Below are 14,154 nucleotides of genomic sequence, written 5' to 3' on the forward strand. Positions count from 1 at the left end.
GACTGGAGCAACCCATGCTTAAACGCTGTGTAACGCTGCTCACCGCAACCGTGATGGCTGCCCTGCTGGCGCAAGGCGCCCATGCGGACGGGCTCGCTGACATCACGCAGCGAGGCACCCTGCGCGTTGCCGTGCCGCAGGATTTCCCGCCCTTCGGCTCTGTCGGTCCCGACATGAAGCCCCGCGGCCTGGATATCGACACTGCGCAGCTGCTGGCCCAACGCATGAACGTCAAGCTTGAGCTTACGCCGGTGAACAGCACCAACCGTATTCCTTTTCTCACCACCGGCAAGGTCGATCTGGTGATTTCCAGCCTCGGCAAAAACCCGGAGCGCGAACAGGTCATCGACTTCTCCAGCGCCTACGCGCCGTTCTACCTGGCGGTGTTCGGCCCTCCTGACGCGGCAATCGGTGGCCCTGACGACCTCAAGGGCAAGACCATCAGTGTCACCCGTGGCGCTATCGAAGACATCGAGCTAAGCAAGGTGGCCCCCGAGGGAGTGACCATCAAGCGTTTCGAAGACAACAATTCCACGATCGCCGCGTATCTGGCCGGGCAAACCGACCTGATTGCCAGCGGCAACGTCGTCATGACCGCCATTACCGAGCGTAACCCCAAGCGGGTGCCCGCCTTGAAGTTCAAGCTCAAGGATTCCCCGGTGTATGTAGGGCTGAACAAGAACGAGCCTGCCCTGTTGGCCAAAGTCAACGAGATCATCGCAGCCGCCAAGGCCGACGGCAGCCTCAACACCAACGCCATGACATGGCTCAAGCAGCCACTGCCCGCCGACCTCTGAGGCGTTTCGCGCAGCCATCCGCTCGGGTGTCTGCGCGCTGATCAAGGACCGCTCATGGCTTATCACTTTGATTTCGCACCCGTGCTGGAGGCTTCGCCGCTGCTGTTGCGCGGCGCGGGTGTGACGCTTGCGCTTACCGCGGTGGGCGCGTTGCTGGGTGTCGCCATCGGTATCCTGGGGGGGATTTCCCGCGCCTGGGCGATCCGGCCCTTGGCGGGCATCTATACGGTGTATGTGGAACTGATTCGAAACACGCCTTTCCTGGTTCAGCTGTTCTTTATCTTCTTCGGCCTGCCATCCCTGGGCGTGCAGCTGAGCGAATGGCAGGCAGCGGTATTGGCGATGGTGATCAACCTTGGCGCGTACAGCACCGAGATCATTCGCGCCGGCATCCAGGCCGTGCCCCATGGCCAGCTGGAAGCAGCCGCCGCGCTGGCGCTAAGCCGCGCCGAGGCGTTCCGTCACGTTGTGCTGCGGCCTGCGCTGGGCAAGGTGTGGCCGGCATTGAGCAGCCAGATCATCATTGTGATGCTGGGATCGGCTGTGTGCTCCCAGATCGCCACTCAGGAACTCAGCTTCGCGGGCAATTTTATCCAGTCGCGCAATTTCCGCGCATTCGAGACCTATCTGGTCACTACCCTGCTGTACCTGCTGATGGCCATTCTCGTGCGCTGGGGCCTGGCCTGGCTGGGCCGGCGGCTGTTCATGAGGTCGCAATGACTGACTTCACCCTTTGGGACATCCTGCGCAACCTGCTTGTAGGGCTCAAATGGAGCCTGTTGCTGTCTCTGCTCGCCTTTGTGGGGGGTGGGGTGCTGGGCTGGCTGGTATTGCTCGCGCGCGTATCGCCTCGCCGCTTGCCGCAATCGGCCGCCAAGGTGTTCATTGAGCTGTTCCAGGGCACGCCCCTGTTGATGCAGCTGTTTCTCATATTCTTCGGCATGGCGTTGCTTGGCGCGGATGTGTCGCCCTGGGCTGCCGCAGCCGTTGCGCTCACCCTCTTCACCGCAGCGTATCTGGCCGAGATCTGGCGAGGCTGCGTTGAGGCGATACCTGGCGGGCAATGGGAAGCTTCGGCCAGCCTGGCACTTACCCGCTATGAGCAATTGCGCTACGTCATTTTGCCCCAGGCGCTGCGCATTGCAGTGGCCCCCACGGTCGGGTTCTCGGTTCAGGTGGTCAAAGGCACGGCAGTTACCTCGATCATCGGCTTTACCGAGCTCACGAAAACCGGGGGCATGCTGGCGAACGCCACCTTCGAGCCTTTCATGGTGTATGGCCTGGTTGCGCTGGGCTATTTCTGCCTCTGTTTCCCGTTATCGCTGTTTGCCCGTTACCTGGAAAGGAGGCTGCATGCCGCTGCTTAGAGTGACCGCGCTACACAAGTATTATGGTGATCACCATGTGCTCAAGGGGATCGACCTCAGCGTGGAAGAAGGCCAGGTGGTGGCAATCATCGGCCGCAGCGGATCAGGGAAAAGCACGCTGTTACGCACGCTCAACGGGCTGGAAAGCATCAACGACGGGGTGATCGAGGTTGATGGCCAATACCTCGATGCCGCGCGCGCCGACCTTCGGGCATTGCGCCAGACCGTGGGCATGATTTTTCAGCAGTTCAACCTGTTTCCGCATTTGAGCGTGGGCGAGAACGTGATGCTCGCGCCCCAGGTGGTGAAAAAAGTCTCCCGCGACGAGGCCCGAGCGTTGGCCCGGCGCATGCTCGAGCGCGTCGGCCTGGCGGACCGGTTCGACACCTTCCCGGAACGCCTGTCAGGCGGCCAGCAGCAGCGCGTAGCGATTGCCCGCGCGTTGGCGATGTCACCCAAGGTGCTGCTGTGCGACGAGATCACCTCGGCGTTGGACCCCGAACTGGTGAGCGAGGTGCTAAGCGTGGTGCGCCAACTCGCCAAAGAGGGCATGACGCTCGTCATGGTCACGCACGAGATGCGTTTCGCCCGCGACGTAGGGGATAAACTGGTGTTCATGCACCAAGGGCGCGTTCATGAAAGCGGCGACCCTCGTCAATTGTTTGCCTCGCCGAGCACGCCGGAGCTGGCCAGCTTCCTTGGCCAGGGCGAGGCCTGAACCGGCCGCCGCGCGGGCGGGCAACGTTGGCGAAGCACGCGTATCGTGGCAGGATGTTCAGGTTATCGACCGAGAACCTCGAAAATGCCGCCACTCAAGCCAACGAACCTGTCACTCATCGCTGCGATTGACCTGGGCTCCAACAGCTTCCACATGGTCGTGGCCAAGACCAATCAGGGTGAAATACGCATCCTCGAACGTCTCGGCGAGAAAGTGCAACTGGCCGCCGGCATCGACGAGCAGCGCCAGCTCAGCGAAGAGTCCATGCAACGCGGATTGGACTGCCTCAAGCGCTTTGCCCAGTTGATCAACGGCTTGCCCTTGGGCGCGGTACGGATTGTGGGCACCAATGCCCTGCGCGAAGCGCGTAACCGTGCCGAATTCATCCGCCGCGCCGAAGCCTTGCTGGGCCACCCGGTGGAAGTGATCTCCGGCCGCGAGGAAGCCCGCCTGATCTACCTGGGGGTTTCCCATACCCTGGCCGACACGCCCGGCAAACGGCTGGTTACTGACATTGGCGGCGGCAGCACCGAATTCATCATTGGCCAGCGGTTCGAACCGTTGATCCGCGAAAGCCTGCAGATGGGGTGCGTAAGCTTCACCCAACGCTACTTCCGCGACGGCAAGATTACCCCGGCCCGTTATGCCCAGGCCTACACGGCCGCCCGACTCGAGATCATGAGCATCGAGAATGCCCTGCATCGGCTTGGCTGGGATGAAGCCATCGGCTCGTCCGGGACCATCCGCGCCATTGGCGCCGCGCTCAAGGCCGGGGGCCAAGGCGCCGGAGAGGTAAACGCCGAAGGCCTTGCCTGGCTCAAGCGCAAGCTGTTCAAGCTGGGCGATACAGACAAGATCGACTTTGACGGTATCAAGCCTGACCGCCGCGCTATCTTCCCCGCGGGCCTTGCCATCCTCGAAGCGATCTTCGACAGCCTTGAGCTGCAGCGCATGGACCATTGCGAAGGGGCCCTGCGTGAAGGCGTGCTGTATGACCTGATGGGCCGCCATGGCCACGAAGACGTGCGCGAACGCACGCTCCGGTCCCTGATGGACCGCTACCATGTGGACCTGGACCAGGCCGCGCGGGTGGAGGAAAAGGCGCTGGAGGCGTTCGACCAGGTGGCCGATGCCTGGGCGCTGGACGATGGCGTATGGCGGGATCTGCTCGGCTGGGCGGCCAAGGTGCATGAAGTGGGGCTGGATATTGCCCACTACCATTACCACAAGCACGGGTCTTACCTGATCGAGCACTCGGACCTTGCAGGCTTCTCGCGGGAGGATCAGCAAATGCTGGCCCTGCTGGTACGTGGCCATCGCCGCAACATTCCACGCGAGCGCTTCGCCGACTTCGGCGAGAACGGGCAAAAGCTGATCCGCCTGTGCGTATTGCTGCGCTTCGCCATCCTGTTCCACCACATCCGTGGCACTCAGGAAATGCCACAGGTGCAACTGCATGCCGGCGCCGATACGCTCGACGTGGCTTTCCCTGAGGGCTGGTTGGAGAACAACCCCCTGACCCAGGCCGACTTCGCGCTCGAAGCGGAGTGGCTGGCCCGGGTCGGGTTCACCCTTACCGTACGGTAAGGGGCTGGTTGCTGAGCCGATCGAGCAGCGTGACCTGCGCATTGCGCGCGTTCTGGTTGCCGGTCGGGCTCAAGCGCACATAGGTACCGTCCGGCTGCAGTATCCAGGCATGGGTATTGTCGGTGAGGTACGACTCCACCTCTTTCTTCACCCGGGTAATGAGCTTTTTGCCTTCCACGGGGAAACAGGTTTCCACACGGCGGTCCAGGTTGCGCTCCATCCAGTCGGCGCTGGACAGGAACAGCTGTTCCTCGCCCCCGTTGAGGAAGTAGAAGATCCGGGTGTGTTCCAGGAAGCGCCCGATGATCGAACGCACGTGGATGTTATGGGATACGCCCGGCACTCCGGGGCGCAGGCAGCACATCCCTCGCACGATAAGGTCGATCCGTACGCCAGCCTGGCTGGCCTTGTATAACGCGCGGATGATCTTCGGATCTGTCAGCGCGTTGAACTTGGCCACGATATGCGCGGGCTTGCCTTCGATGGCGAACTGGGTTTCCCGCGCAATCATGTCCAGCATGCCCTTCTTCAGCGTGAAGGGTGCGTGCAGGAGCTTTTTCATGCGCAGGGTTTTACCCATGCCGATCAGCTGGGTGAACAGCTTGCCCACGTCTTCACACAAGGCATCGTCCGACGTCAGCAGGCTGTAGTCGGTATACAGCCGCGCATTGCTGGCGTGGTAGTTGCCGGTGCCCAGGTGCGCGTACCGAGTGATCTCGCCACCTTCACGGCGCAGTATGAGCATCATCTTGGCGTGGGTCTTGAACCCTACCACGCCATAGATCACCACCGCGCCCGCAGCCTGCAGGCGGCTGGCCATCTGCAGGTTGGACTCCTCATCGAAGCGGGCGCGCAGCTCAATGACTGCCGTAACTTCCTTGCCGTTGCGCGCGGCATCCACCAGCGCATCGACGATCTCGGAATTGCTGCCGCTGCGATACAACGTTTGGCGAATGGCCAGAACGTGTGGGTCCTTCGCCGCCTGACGCAGGAAGTCGATGACCGGCGTGAACGACTCGAAGGGGTGCAGCAGCAGGATGTCCTGCTTGCTGATCACGCTGAAGAAGTTATCCGCGTTCTGCAGCAGCTTGGGAATGGCCGGGGTAAATGGCATGTGCTGCAGCTCGGGGTGGCTGTCCAGGCCAGTGATGCTGAACAACCGGGTCAGGTTCACCGGGCCGTTGACCTGGTACAACTCCGACTCTGCCAGGTTGAACTGCTTGAGCAGATAATCGGAGAGGTGCTTGGGGCAGGTATCCGCCACTTCGAGGCGTACGGCATCACCGTAGCGCCGGGAGAACAGTTCACCACGCAGGGCACGGGCAAGGTCTTCGACGTCTTCGGAGTCCAGTGAGAGGTCGGCGTTACGGGTAAGGCGGAACTGGTAGCAGCCCTTTACCTTCATCCCCTGGAACAGGTCATCGGCGTGGGCGTGGATCATCGATGACAGGAACACGAAGTTATCGCCCGTGCCGCTTACATCTTCCGGCACCTTGATCACCCGCGGAAGCAAGCGCGGCGCGGGAATGATCGCCAGGCCAGAGTCCCGGCCGAAGGCGTCCACGCCTTCAAGCTCCACGATGAAGTTCAGGCTCTTGTTCACCAGCAGCGGGAACGGGTGAGTAGGGTCCAGGCCGATCGGCGTGACGATGGGGGCGATTTCATCGCGGAAGTAACGCCGTACCCAGGCCTTGAGCTTGGGCGTCCAATGGCGACGGCGGATGAACCGTACCTGGTGCTTTTCGAGCTCGGGCAGCAGGATGTCGTTGAGAATCGCGTACTGGCGGTCCACTTGAACATGGACGAGCTCGCTGATCCGGGCCAGCGCCTGATGAGGCTGCAGCCCATCGGCACCTGCCTGCTCGCGAGCGAAGGTGATCTGCTTCTTGAGCCCGGCGACGCGGATCTCGAAGAACTCATCCAGGTTGCTGGAGAAGATGAGAAGAAACTTGAGGCGCTCCAGCAGCGGATAGCTCTCATCCAAAGCCTGCTCGAGCACGCGAATATTGAATTGCAGCTGGGACAGCTCGCGATGGCTGTACAGAACAGCGTCATCCAGCCCCGGGGCAGCCGGGGGCGGTGGCGCTGGTGTCACGTCCTGTGGTGCTTCGGCTACCACTTCAACGAGGGGTTCCGTCACGGGTTGAGCCTCTTCTACGACAAGATCGGGGAGCGCTTCATTATTCATGTGAACATCCTGAAGGGCCAGGGGCCCTGGGTGCAATGGGCGGCACGCACGGCAAGGTCGATCAGCCACAGTGACGATGGCTTGCGAAGCGAGGTCACGGCCCCGGTGTCGAACCGCAAGGGCCGAGGGAGGCACAACGCCGCTGGAGGCGGCCCGGGCTGTTATAAAGTCAATATGTGACAGGCACATGACAGCCGTGGTTGATGGAAACAGAACGCATACCGCCCGGAATGTTCACGTCGAGACACATATCGACACTTTCATGAATTTCTCTTAAGCGTTAGGCTGCGCGTTCATTTCGCCAGCATCTTGAAAATGCTCCATCAATTTCTCAACGATTTCGGTTACCTGGCCCTGTTCCTGGGGACCTTCTTCGAAGGCGAAACCATCCTGGTGCTCGCGGGATTTCTCGCGTTCCGTGGGTACATGGATATCAACCTGGTGATGGTGGTGGCATTCTTCGGGAGCTACGCCGGCGATCAGCTGTGGTACTTCCTCGGCCGCCGCCATGGCAGGCGGTTGCTGGCGCGCAAGCCGCGCTGGCAGACCATGGGCGACCGCGCGCTCGAGCACATTCGCAAGCACCCCGACCTGTGGGTACTCTCCTTCCGCTTCGTTTACGGGCTGCGCACGGTCATGCCGGTCGCGATCGGCCTGTCGGGCTACCCGCCTCGTCGGTACCTGTTGCTCAACGGCATTGGCGCGATGGTATGGGCCATCGCTCTCGGCCAGGCGGCCTATCATTTCGGCTCCGTGCTCGAGGGGCTGCTCGGCAACGTGAAGAAGTACGAGCTATGGGTGCTGGGTGGTCTGCTGCTGCTGGGCGTGGTGCTGTGGATCAGCCGCCGCATCAAGGCGGCACGTATCGCTCGCAAGGCGGAAGAAGCCTCCAGGCTGCCCGGCCCACCCCCGCAGTGAACACTGGCGCCGCCCTGCACTCACACTGATACAGGTCGACAAGAGGGCCCTGCAATGGCCACGCGGGTTGCGGTGATACTTTCAGGTTGTGGCTTTCAGGACGGTGCGGAAATCCATGAAAGCGTGCTGGCGCTGCTGAGGCTGGACCAGCTCGGTTGCGAGGTTCAGTGCTTTGCACCGGATATCGAGTTCGACGTAGTCGATCACCTCTCAGGCCAGCCGACCGGTGAGCGTCGGCGAGTGCTGGTGGAGGCGGCGCGAATCGCCCGCGGCAACATCAAGCCCCTTTCCGAAGCGCAGGTACAGGCGTTCGATGCCTTGGTGATCCCTGGCGGATTCGGCTCTGCCCTTAACCTCTCCAACTTTGCGACCCAAGGGGCGCAATGCACCCTTGACCCGCACCTGCTGGCCTTCGCCGAAGCGTTCGCCGAGGAGCGCAAACCCGTAGGGCTCATCTGCATCACCCCCGCCCTGGCGGCGAAGATCTATGGCCCCACGGTGGTCTGCAGCATCGGTACCGACGCCGGGACGGCCGCGACTATCGAGAAAATGGGGGCCACCCACGTGCCTTGTGCAGTGGACGCGATCGTGGAGGACGAACATCGCCGCCTGGTGTGCACCCCTGCCTACATGAGCGCCAGGTCTATCGCCGAAGCGGCCGCAGGCATCAATGCGCTGGTGGAGCGAGTGGTTGAGCTGGCCGCCACGCCGCTGTAATTACAGCGGTGCGCGCCGCAACGTGGCCAGAAAGGTCGCCGCACCCACGAACAGCCCGGCAAAGGTACGGTTGAGCCGTTGCTGCTGTCGAGGGCTGCGCAGCAGGCGCAATACCTTCGAGGCCAGGCCTGTATAGCCTGCCATCACGATCAGGTCCACGGTGACCATGGTGGCGCCGATAATCAGGTATTGCATGAGCAAGGGCGCGTGAGGGTCGATGAATTGCGGCAGTACCGCCAGCATGAACACCAACGCCTTGGGGTTGCTCACGTTCACCAGAAACCCACGCGTCACCAGGCCGAGGCGGGAGCCACCGACAGCTGGGGTGGCAGCGTCCTGCATCTCCATTGGCAGGGCGCGCCATTGCCGAATGGCGAGGTACAACAGGTAGAACACGCCGAACCACTTGATCACCGTGAACGCGGTGGCCGAAGCCGCAAGAATGGCGCCTACGCCGGCGGCTACCACGGCGATCTGCAGTGCCAGGCCTAATTGCAGGCCCAGCGCGTTCCAATAGCCTCTGCCAAAGCCGTAACGCAGCCCGGAAGACATGGAAGCGATCGCACCTGCCCCCGGTGACAGGCTGATGATCCAACTCGCCGCCAGGAAGGCCAGCCATGTATTCCATGCCATGAAGTGCTCCTCGTTGTGTGACCCACCGTATGGCATAGCCGCGTTCGCTTGCAGTGTACGGCTAGCCCAGGCGTTCCAGTTCGGCTTGCATGTTTTCCAGCAGCTCCAGCGCCGTCATCCAGCGCTCTTCCAGCGAGCTTTCTTCGACCTTGAGCGCTGCCTGGCGAGCAAGCAGGTCTTTGAGCTCATCCTTTTTCGCAGCCTCGTAGAGGCCGCCGTCACCCAGCCGGGTTTCAATCCGGGCGAGCTCTTCATGCACCTTGCCCAGGTGGGCTTCGAGCCTCTCGGCTTCGCGCTTGTGAGGTGCCAACTGCTGACGCAACGCAGCGGCGGCTTGACGCTGGGCCTTTTTGTCGGTGCGCTCGCCATTGGCCGCCGGCGTGGTGGCCGGGGCGTTACGCTGACGATAGTCCACCAGCCAGCGCGCGTAGTCGTCCAGGTCCCCATCAAAGGGCTCCACGCGGCCCTCGGCAACCAGCAGGAAGTTATCCGTGGTGCTCTTGAGCAGGTGCCTGTCGTGGGACACCACCAGCACAGCCCCGCCGAACTCCTGCAGGGCCATGGTCAGTGCCAGGCGCATTTCAAGGTCCAGGTGGTTGGTGGGCTCATCGAGCAGCAGCAGGTTCGGCCGCCCCCAGGCGATCAACGCCAGGGCAAGGCGAGCCTTTTCTCCGCCAGAGAAATTGAGCACGGGCTCGTCGATTCGAGCGCCACGGAAGTCGAAGCCGCCGAGGAAGTCCTTCAGCGTTTGCTCGCGCTCACTGGGCGCGAGCCGCTGCAAATGCAACAACGGGCTGGCCTTGCCGTCCAGCGAGTCGAGCTGATGCTGGGCAAAGTAACCGACCTCGAGGTTCTCACCCTGCCGCAAGGCGCCCGCCAGCGGTTCCAACTCACCGGCGAGGTTCTTGATCAGCGTCGACTTGCCGGCCCCGTTCGGGCCCAGCAGGCCGATCCGGGCGCCTGGGGTGAGCTGTAGCTTCACCTTCTCCAGCACAACCTTGCTGCCATAGCCCAGCTTGGCCTCGGACATATCCAGCAAAGGGCTGGACAGCTTGTGCGCTTCGCGGAACACGAACTCGAAGGGCGAATCCACATGGGCCGCGGAGATCTCCTCCATGCGCTCCAGCGCCTTGATCCGGCTTTGTGCCTGGCGGGCCTTGGTAGCCTGGGCCTTGAAGCGGGCGATGTACTTTTCCATGTGGGCGCGGCGCGCCTGCTGCTTCTCGTACACCTGTTGCTGCTGGGCAAGCCGCTCGGCGCGGGCCCGCTCGAACGCGGTATAGCCGCCGCGGTAAAGCACCAGCTTGCGCTGGTCCACGTGGGCGATGTGGTCGACCACGGCATCGAGAAAATCCCGGTCGTGGGAGATGAGCAGTAGCGTACCGGGGTAGCCTTTGAGCCAGTCCTCCAGCCACAGGATGGCATCCAGATCCAAGTGGTTGGTGGGCTCATCCAGCAGCAGCAGATCGGACGGGCACATCAGCGCCTGAGCCAGGTTGAGGCGCATGCGCCAGCCGCCGGAGAAATCGCCGACAGGCAGGTCCATCTGAGCATTGGTGAAGCCAAGGCCGGCCAGCAGCTTGCGCGCGCGGGCATCCGCCGTGTAGCCATCGGCGGCGTCCAGTTCGGAATGCAGGCGGGCCAGCGCGGCCCCGTCGTGAGCTGCCTCGGCAGTGACCAGCTCGGCCTGGATGGCTCGCAGGCGCTGGTCCCCATCCAGTACATAGTCCACCGCCACACGTTCGAGCGTATCGACTTCCTGGCGCATGTGGGCAATGCGCCAGTCCGGCGGCAGGTCGCACGCGCCGGCGTCCGGCGTGAGTTCGCCGCGCAGCAAGGCGAACAAGCTGGATTTGCCGGCGCCGTTGGCACCGATGAGGCCGGCTTTCTGGCCGGCGTGCAGGGTGAGCTCAGCGTCTTCTAGCAGACGCTGCGGGCCACGCTGTAAAGTGAGGTTCTGGATTCGGATCATAATGGCGGCGGAGTTTACCAGCTTCGCCGTCCACTGGCGTGGGGGCTCGATGCAAGATGATCTGTGGCGGTATGCCTGCGAGCTTTACGCCCGGCCCGGGGTGGAAGCCGCCTGCCTGCAAGCGCAGGCCAAGGGGGCAGATGTCTGTGTGGCGCTGTGTGCGTTGTGGCTCGAAGCACAGGGCGTCGAGTGGTCCGCGCCCCGGGGGGCTTGCCTGCAGGCAACCGCCGAAGCCTGGTCGGGGACTGTCATTGCACCACTGCGCACGCTACGCCAGCAATGGCGCAGCGCTGCGCTTGCCGACCCGGCACTGGCCCACCTGCGAGAAAGCGTAAAGCGCCTGGAACTCGAAGCCGAACAGGCGCTGCTTGAACGCCTGGAAAAAACGGCAGGGGGGTGGCCACCTCAGCGCGCTACCGAGCCGCGCTGGGTTGACTGGGCCGTGGCCGATACAAACGCGCGGCTAGCCCTGCGCGCAGCCGCCACCGAAGGTTAGGATGCGCTGGAGGGCGCAGCTGCGCCGTTCACTGGCGTTTCGGCAGGCGCGCTACCTTTGGCGGGCACAGCTTTGGCGGTACGCGGCTTACGAGGGGCGCGCTGGGGGGCTGGCGCGGCCAGAGCATCCACACTGCTGGCAACTGCCTTGGCCAGTGGCGCCTTGCGGCTTGAGGGTTTGCGGGTAGCAGGTTTGGTAGTAGCCGCTTCTGGCTCCAGGGCCAGCAACACAGGCGCGGCGGGCTTTCGCGCAGCGCTTGCGCGTGAGGTGGCCGCCCTCGCGGTTGCCGGCTTGCGTACCGGCTTGGCTGCAACAGCCTCGCTGCGCTGATCCAGGGCCTTGCCGGCGGCCTCGCGTACCTTGCCCACTCCCTGCACCAACGCCAGGCCGGCTTGAATATCGTTCTTGAGCTGGCCTATGTACTGGCGGGTTTCGGCCTGCCGCTGCTGAAGGGCGTCCAGCGATTGCTCGAGCTCCTTGGCATTGGCGCGGGCCTTGGCCTGAGCCTTCGATTTACCCTCGGCCGCTGCGGCTTCGATACGGGCTCGCTGTTTGTGCAGTTTTTCCTGCACTTTCACCCGTTGTTTTTCCAACTTGGCGAGAACCTTTTCGGCATCGGTAAGCGCTTGAGTGCATGCCTGCTCGAAGTGTTCGATCAGGCTTGCGGTCAATTGCTGGAGCAGGTGCAACGGGGTGCTTACAGGCTTCTTCTTGGCCGACATGATTTTCCTCCTCGCTGAGTGGCCTTCCATGGTATGCCTAGCGCCGCCGGCTCGCTACCGCACCCGCATGAATTTGTGCAGGTGTCGCGCATGGCTATCGTGAGTTTGAAAGGTTGCACCCTGGCGGCGATAATCCATGCTCAATTCGGGAGCTTTCAATGTTGCGTTATTCGCTACTTACACTGAGCCTGGTCGCGCCGCTAAGCCTGGCCGAGGCGCCGGCCGTTTCCCCTCACGACCTGGGTTACAGCCTGGGCGCCAGCATCGGCGAGCGCTTGCGCGACGATCAACCCGACGTGGACATCGAGGCATTGATCGAAGGGCTGCGCCAATCCTGGCGTGGCGAACCGCTAGCGCTGCAGCCCGAGCGTATCCGCCAGATCCTGGCCGACCATGAAGCCGCCCTCAGCGCACCCGCGCCCGGCCAGGGCTCGAACGTGGAAGCCGCGCTGGCCGCAGAACGCCGCTTCATGGCCGCGGAGCGTGCAAAGGCAAATGTGCATGAGCTTTCGAATGGGGTGCTGTACAGCGAAATCAAGCCGGGTGACGGTGATAAACCCGGCCCCACCTCCAGGGTGGAGGTGGTGTATACCGGCCAGCTACCGGATGGGACTGTGTTCGACAAGAACGACCAGCCCCAGTGGTTCCGCCTGGACAGCGTGATCGACGGCTGGAAGATCGCCCTGCAGCAGATGCCCAAAGGCGCGCATTGGCGTGTGGTGGTTCCGTCCGACCAGGCTTACGGGGCTGAAGGCGCGGGCGAGTTGATTCCGCCCTACACGCCACTGGTGTTCGAAATCGAACTCCGTAACCTGGCCAACTGATTCAGGCCTGTGCCGCTTCCTCACGGTGCGCGTTATGGAGGACTTCGATGAGGCAGTCTTCCAGCTCGAACCGTTCGTGTAGCGTGCCGCCAAGCTCCTTGAGGCGCGCGGACAGGTCTGCGAAATCGGTGCAGTCGCCCTTGTCGCAGTGGTCGTTGAACTTCAGGCAGCCTTCTGTGAGTACATCCAGCCGAGGGCAGATCTGCTCTGCGAGTTCGAGGCCGCGATCGTCCCCGAACGCCTTGGCTTCCTGGGTGAGCTGCTCGTATACGCCAAAGTGCCCGGCGGACACGTAGTCGACCAGAATCCCGCAAAAATCCTGCAGGCCGGAGCGTCGCAGACGCCCTTCCTCGGAAGCTTCCTCGATAGCGCCGAAGGCCTTGATCAGATGTTGGCGATCTTGCAGCCAACGATCGATGATCAGGTGGACTCCACCCCAACGTTCCTGAGCATTCTGACAACTTTCCAGCATGGTCTGTTCTTCCCTTGAGGTTCACGTTGAAGACGGAACGCAAACCAGCCAATGGCCAGCGAAACAGCACTGTACGATTCATCCGGTGTAGCAAAGGGCCACGTTCCGGTGCGTTTAACGAGATTATGCCCCCGCGCCTGAAGCTTCAAGGCATGGCGACATGTTCTACATACCAGTGTTGTTTCCCGGCAAGGCTGGTCAGCGCTGGAACAATTGCGCAGCGATAATGACCGCGAGCCCCGCAAAGGTCAGGAGGCTCCATTCGGGCAGGCTCATATCCAGCAGCGTCCAGTTGATGATGGCGCAGTCAGGAGTGCCCAACACCAACATCTTCACTGTTTCGAGCAGAGCCTCAGACTTGCCGAGTAGCAAAAGGTTCGCCGATGGACACACGTGTAATGGCAGCGGGTTCGATTGCAGCCAGAGCTGCCGGATGGCCGAGGCCGCCCCTGAAGCGGTGAGCAGCAATAGACTGATGCAATAGAGCCGGTTTACGCGCAGGCCCGGCCGGTGCCACCAGGCCACTGCATTGACGATTGCAATCAAAAACAGCAGGCCATGCTGTACAAACCGGAGTGGACAGGGCCGCAAGGCGACAACTTTTTCGATGTGAACCGCCGCGCTCAGTGCAAGCATGGCCAGCATGAAGGCCAACACGAACAGATGACGCGAGCGGGCCAGAGGCATGGGTAATCCAGATACGCGATTAACAGGCAACCACGTTAGTGGAAAGGCCTGCGCGC

At 62.4% G+C, this 14,154-nt stretch carries 15 protein-coding genes; 9 read left to right on the forward strand and 6 right to left on the reverse strand.

What is annotated here, in order from left to right; translation table 11 throughout:
• Positions 1-14: 14 nt before the first annotated feature.
• The 5 genes from G7016_RS01365 to ppx all read left to right on the forward strand — a co-directional run bounded on the left by G7016_RS01365 (position 15) and on the right by ppx (position 4,469).
• Entirely contained in the window at positions 15-797 is a 783-nt protein-coding gene (locus G7016_RS01365) for a transporter substrate-binding domain-containing protein (RefSeq protein WP_181111036.1), read from the forward strand.
• A 54-nt stretch (positions 798-851) separates the two neighbouring features.
• The gene (locus G7016_RS01370) at positions 852-1,517 is read left to right on the forward strand and encodes an amino acid ABC transporter permease (protein ID WP_181111037.1); all 666 of its coding nucleotides are present in this window, start codon (positions 852-854) and stop codon (positions 1,515-1,517) included.
• Positions 1,514-2,164 carry an amino acid ABC transporter permease gene (locus tag G7016_RS01375; RefSeq protein ID WP_181111038.1) on the forward strand — a complete coding sequence of 217 codons (651 nt, stop codon included), beginning with the start codon at positions 1,514-1,516 and terminating at the stop codon, positions 2,162-2,164. Before G7016_RS01370 ends, G7016_RS01375 begins: the two co-directional genes overlap by 4 nt.
• Positions 2,151-2,882: an amino acid ABC transporter ATP-binding protein gene (locus G7016_RS01380; RefSeq protein WP_219854472.1), complete on the forward strand. Its 732-nt coding sequence runs from the start codon at positions 2,151-2,153 to the stop codon at positions 2,880-2,882. Before G7016_RS01375 ends, G7016_RS01380 begins: the two co-directional genes overlap by 14 nt.
• A gap of 84 nt (positions 2,883-2,966) precedes the next feature.
• Positions 2,967-4,469, forward strand: a complete 1,503-nt coding sequence (gene ppx / locus G7016_RS01385; protein WP_181111039.1) for an exopolyphosphatase — start codon at positions 2,967-2,969, stop codon at positions 4,467-4,469.
• On the opposite strand, the gene ppk1 is transcribed toward ppx, so the two are convergent.
• Positions 4,456-6,657 carry a polyphosphate kinase 1 gene (ppk1, locus tag G7016_RS01390; protein ID WP_181111040.1) on the reverse strand — a complete coding sequence of 734 codons (2,202 nt, stop codon included), beginning with the start codon at positions 6,655-6,657 and terminating at the stop codon, positions 4,456-4,458. The genes ppx and ppk1 overlap by 14 nt on opposite strands.
• 315 nt (positions 6,658-6,972) lie before the next feature.
• Between ppk1 and G7016_RS01395 the strand changes: the two genes are divergently transcribed.
• Positions 6,973-7,575 carry a DedA family protein gene (locus G7016_RS01395; protein WP_181111041.1) on the forward strand — a complete coding sequence of 201 codons (603 nt, stop codon included), beginning with the start codon at positions 6,973-6,975 and terminating at the stop codon, positions 7,573-7,575.
• Between the two features lie 54 nt (positions 7,576-7,629).
• Positions 7,630-8,292, forward strand: coding sequence for an isoprenoid biosynthesis glyoxalase ElbB (elbB, locus tag G7016_RS01400; RefSeq protein WP_181111042.1), 663 nt, complete (start codon positions 7,630-7,632; stop codon positions 8,290-8,292).
• Here elbB and G7016_RS01405 read toward each other — a convergent pair whose 3' ends face one another.
• Entirely contained in the window at positions 8,293-8,925 is a 633-nt protein-coding gene (locus G7016_RS01405; RefSeq protein WP_181111043.1) for a LysE family transporter, read from the reverse strand.
• A gap of 61 nt (positions 8,926-8,986) precedes the next feature.
• The gene (locus G7016_RS01410) at positions 8,987-10,897 is read right to left on the reverse strand and encodes an ATP-binding cassette domain-containing protein (protein WP_181111044.1); all 1,911 of its coding nucleotides are present in this window, start codon (positions 10,895-10,897) and stop codon (positions 8,987-8,989) included.
• Between the two features lie 49 nt (positions 10,898-10,946).
• On the opposite strand from G7016_RS01410, the gene G7016_RS01415 reads away from it, so the two are divergent.
• Complete coding sequence (locus G7016_RS01415; protein ID WP_181111045.1) at positions 10,947-11,393, forward strand: TIGR02444 family protein; 447 nt, start codon at positions 10,947-10,949, stop codon at positions 11,391-11,393.
• On the opposite strand, the gene G7016_RS01420 is transcribed toward G7016_RS01415, so the two are convergent.
• Positions 11,390-12,115 carry an AlgP family protein gene (locus G7016_RS01420; protein WP_181111046.1) on the reverse strand — a complete coding sequence of 242 codons (726 nt, stop codon included), beginning with the start codon at positions 12,113-12,115 and terminating at the stop codon, positions 11,390-11,392. The genes G7016_RS01415 and G7016_RS01420 overlap by 4 nt on opposite strands.
• Positions 12,116-12,273: 158 nt before the next feature.
• Between G7016_RS01420 and G7016_RS01425 the strand changes: the two genes are divergently transcribed.
• On the forward strand, positions 12,274-12,939 hold the full coding sequence (locus G7016_RS01425) for an FKBP-type peptidyl-prolyl cis-trans isomerase (protein WP_181111047.1): 666 nt from the start codon (positions 12,274-12,276) through the stop codon (positions 12,937-12,939).
• Between the two features lies 1 nt (position 12,940).
• Here G7016_RS01425 and rsd read toward each other — a convergent pair whose 3' ends face one another.
• Positions 12,941-13,411, reverse strand: coding sequence for a sigma D regulator (rsd, locus tag G7016_RS01430; protein WP_181111048.1), 471 nt, complete (start codon positions 13,409-13,411; stop codon positions 12,941-12,943).
• Between the two features lie 198 nt (positions 13,412-13,609).
• A complete protein-coding gene (locus G7016_RS01435) occupies positions 13,610-14,098 on the reverse strand; it encodes a disulfide bond formation protein B (protein WP_181111049.1) in 489 nt (162 codons plus the stop codon).
• Positions 14,099-14,154 lie beyond the last annotated feature (56 nt).

It is taken from the genome of Pseudomonas japonica (assembly GCF_013522925.1).
Classification (GTDB): Bacteria; Pseudomonadota; Gammaproteobacteria; order Pseudomonadales; family Pseudomonadaceae; genus Aquipseudomonas; species Aquipseudomonas japonica_A.